Annotated in this window: 5 protein-coding genes; all 5 read right to left on the bottom strand. The window is 52.5% G+C overall.

The genetic code is table 11. From position 1 onward, the window contains the following. Positions 1-43 precede the first annotated feature (43 nt). The 5 genes from EDM54_RS26020 to spoIIID all read right to left on the bottom strand — a co-directional run bounded on the left by EDM54_RS26020 (position 44) and on the right by spoIIID (position 3,502). Positions 44-292 carry a DNA-directed RNA polymerase subunit beta gene (locus EDM54_RS26020; protein WP_003388379.1) on the bottom strand — a complete coding sequence of 83 codons (249 nt, stop codon included), beginning with the start codon at positions 290-292 and terminating at the stop codon, positions 44-46. Between the two features lie 29 nt (positions 293-321). Then, positions 322-1,137, bottom strand: a complete 816-nt coding sequence (locus tag EDM54_RS26015; protein ID WP_003388380.1) for a flagellar hook-basal body protein — start codon at positions 1,135-1,137, stop codon at positions 322-324. A 17-nt stretch (positions 1,138-1,154) separates the two neighbouring features. Then, complete coding sequence (locus tag EDM54_RS26010; RefSeq protein WP_003388381.1) at positions 1,155-2,078, bottom strand: flagellar hook-basal body protein; 924 nt, start codon at positions 2,076-2,078, stop codon at positions 1,155-1,157. A gap of 6 nt (positions 2,079-2,084) precedes the next feature. After that, positions 2,085-3,101, bottom strand: coding sequence for a rod shape-determining protein (locus EDM54_RS26005; RefSeq protein WP_003388382.1), 1,017 nt, complete (start codon positions 3,099-3,101; stop codon positions 2,085-2,087). Positions 3,102-3,217: 116 nt separating this feature from the next. Continuing rightward, on the bottom strand, positions 3,218-3,502 hold the full coding sequence (spoIIID, locus tag EDM54_RS26000) for a sporulation transcriptional regulator SpoIIID (protein ID WP_003388385.1): 285 nt from the start codon (positions 3,500-3,502) through the stop codon (positions 3,218-3,220). Positions 3,503-3,766 lie beyond the last annotated feature (264 nt).

Here is a 3,766-nt window from a genome sequence, read left to right as displayed (position 1 = left end):
ACTAAATGGGGTCTTGACCACCTGCGGCTGGGGTCTGTATTTTCTAGGTGCCAGAGAACATCAGATCATACATATGCTTATACGTGTTAATATCAAACACTTCTGACGCCGGCTTGTGTCCGACCATGCTATAACCGATGACCAGGCCGATGATCAGCGAGAAAAACAGCAGAAATGGGACGATCAGCCACTTGGCGAGCTTTATTTGCCAAGCGCTGCCGACACGCTTCCTTTCTCTCTGTTCGGCTCCCTGGCCATCACGCGGGGAACGTTTCCCCTTTCCTTGATCCATTCGCGTATCCTCCGACATGCCAAAGTGTATTAACGGGACCTGAGCGAATTGGCAATCCCCATCATCTGGTCGGTGATTCCAATCGCACGGGAATTCAATTGATAGGCCCGTTGCACATTGATCAATTGGGACATTTCTTCCTGAACATTGACATTGGATGTTTCCAGTGCGCCTTGCTTGATCCGGCCGTCGGCAAACTGCATAAAGTCAGGTGCCTTCTGGTCGTCCAGCACAGGAGCCAGAAGCTGGTTGTCTCCTACCTGCTGCAACTGGTCAGGGTTGTCCACTTTGTAAAGACGCATCTGCGCCACTTCATTTCCATCCAAAAACACGACGCCCTCTGGCGTAATGGTCAGCTCTCCGGGATTCTCAAAGCTGATGGGAAGCCCCACTTCATCCACCAGGTACTCGCCTGTAGGAGTTACCAGAGCATACCCGGGCAGCCCAGCCATTTGAGCAAATTGAAAAGCTCCGCTCCGCGTCAGACGGTATTCATCGTCCAGCTCCCCGTTTGCGTTGCGAAACGGACGAGAGACCAGGAAATAGCCGTCCCCTTCGATCATCAGATCGGTCGGTACATCCGTCTGCTTCATGTTCCCCGGGGAGACGTCCGTTTTCGTCAAGCCCAGCCTTGAACCGCTGCCGATGCGCAGACCGGGCGGAGAATTGCGCTGTCTGCTGTCTACTGCGGCCTGCTCGTTCATCGAGTCTGACAAAAGCTCGGAAAACGATGCAGTCCGCCGCTTGTATCCGACTGTATCGGCGTTGGCCAGATTGTTGGCCGTGTTATCCAATGCCTGCTGGACGCCGCGCAGAGCTGCCGTGGAGATGTTTAGTGATTGCATGCGCTCTTCCTCCTATCTTACCCGTTAACCCGTCCGATTTCATTGGCTGCTTTTTCCATCGTGCCATCCACTGTCGTAATGATGCGCTGGTTCGCCTCGTATGCCCGAAGAACCGTCATCATATCCGTCATCGTCTGGGCAGGATCGACATTGGAGCGTTCCAGCCAGCCTTGCTTCACGCCGTAAAAGCCCGTATTTTCCGGGTCATCGCCCACATTTGCCGGTTGTCCCTCGCCTGTGTAGCGGTAGACGTTGGTTCCTTCCCTCACCATTTGCTGTGGATTGGTCAGCACTTTTATGCCCAGGCTTTGATCGTTCAACGGCACCTGTTCGCCAGCATCATTTCGATAAAAGAGCGCACCGTTGGCGGTAATCTCCAGCGTATGGCCCGCACTCTGATCAGGAAAGTCCGGATCGTTGACACGGATCGCCTGATTCTCATTATTCAGCACATAATAGCCGTCTGGCGTCACCAGATAGCCGTCTGCATTGACGCTCCAGTTGCCGTTGCGGGTGTATCGCAGCTGCTCAGGCTCTGCTGTATCCGTAGCGGGATCAGCCAGTCTCGCTACGCTGAAGAACAGGCGGCGCTCGTTGCCTTCTTCATCCGGCTGGATGTTGTCCATGAGCGCGACATCGTACGGATCGCGCGTCTCGGCGATATCCCCCTGGCGAAACACAGGAAGCGCCTCCGACATGTACACACCCGTATGCAGACGACCGATCGGGACTGCTTGTCCACCCATTTGCGGCATCCCCTGAATATCAGGTCCTTCCTGATCGCGGATGCGAGACAGGAGCTGCTCGGGGAAAGCGCGCATGACGCCCACGTCCTGCTTGTAGCCAGGCGTATTGATGTTAGCCAGATTGTTGGCCAGCGAATCCTGTTTTCTCTGCAAAGACAACATGCCCGATGCGGCTGTATACAAGCCTCTGATCACACGGCATTACCTCCCGAAAAACTTTTTCTTCCGATATGCCGGCACTTTGTCCAGATAGTCCAGCATCATGCCGGTTCCTTTGGCGACGCACATCATCGGATCTTCCGCTACGAGCACCGGTACTTTCAACTCGTCCGCCAGCAGCTGGTCGAATCCATGCAGAAGCGCGCCTCCTCCAGTCAGGAAAACTCCCTTATCAATAATATCGGCAGAAAGCTCCGGAGGTGTTCGTTCCAAAACAGATTTGGATGCTTGTACAATTGCGCTAACCGACTCAGCCAGGGCTTCCTGGACTTCGTGCGAGCGAATGGTAATGGTTTGAGGCAACCCGCTTACCATATCCCTGCCGCGAATATCCATTTCGTCCTGGCGTCCGCCGGAAACCGTACCGATTTGCATTTTGATATCTTCAGACGTACGTTCCCCGATCAGCAGCTTGTATTTCGTTTTTATGTATCTCATGATGGCCATGTCAAATTTGTCGCCCGCAACCTTAATGGAGGAAGATGTGACGATATCGCCCATGGACAGTACCGCTACATCCGTTGTACCTCCGCCGATATCCACTACCATGTTGCCGGATGGCTGGAAAATTTCCATGCCGGCTCCTACAGCGGCTACCTTCGGTTCTTCTTCGATAAATACCTCGCGTGCACCGCCGCTGCGCTCAGCCGCTTCACGAATGGCTTTTTGCTCTACCGATGTGATGTTCGTCGGACAGCAAATCAAGATGCGCGGACGGGCAAACATTTGCTTCCCGCCAATCTTGGCCAAAAAGTGCTTCAACATCGCTTCCGTGATATCAAAATCGGCAATAACCCCGTCACGCAACGGCCGGATCGCCACGATATTTCCTGGAGTACGTCCCACCATGCGGTGAGCCTCATTTCCTACGGCTAGCACTTTTTTCGTATGATTATCAATTGCCACGACAGAAGGTTCATCCAGGACGATGCCTTTGCCCTTTACAAAAACCAGGACATTGGCCGTACCCAGGTCGATTCCGATATCTTTGCCAAACATGAAAAGGTCCTCCCTGTACCAGTTACATATCTACCCCTTATCATAGGCTGTTAGACGTGAGAGGACAAGGAAATTCTTATGGACTTAGGAAATAATTGTTTATGAATTGCATATTTTTATACGCTTTCCTCCTGTTCTACCCGGACTTTCTTGCTCCTTCTCTTGTACTTGATCTTGGTTGCCTCTCCTCCACGCAGATGACGGATCGCCTTGTGGTACTCCAATATTTCCTTTACCTGGTTCGCCAACTCCGGATTTATCTCAGGCAGCCGCTCTGTCAGATCCTTGTGTACCGTGCTCTTGGAAACACCGAACTCTTTGGCGATCATGCGAACCGTATTTCGCGTTTCTACAATATACCGGCCGATCTTTATGGTTCGCTCCTTGATGTAATCGTGCACGCTACTCGCCTCCCTGTTTCAACATTGTCTGTTACAATATATGGGTGGGTGCGGACACATATTCTACGTTTCCAAGCCTGACAAGCCAGCACGACCACATCTTTTTTGGAGGGCGTGTACACATCGGCCTGTTTGTAGAGTAGAGAACTGAAACTTTCGGGCGACCGTATGGTCGCCTTGCTCATTTCAGCTCCCCCTCATCAAACCGTACGTGAGGTTTTCCCTCATACGGCTTTCCGATGTTCTTCTTTCTTTGGCATTCTG

Origin of the sequence: Brevibacillus borstelensis, assembly GCF_003710865.1 — a bacterium.
In the GTDB taxonomy this organism is placed as follows: Bacteria; Bacillota; Bacilli; order Brevibacillales; family Brevibacillaceae; genus Brevibacillus; species Brevibacillus borstelensis.
This window is presented reverse-complemented; position numbering and strand designations above follow the sequence as displayed.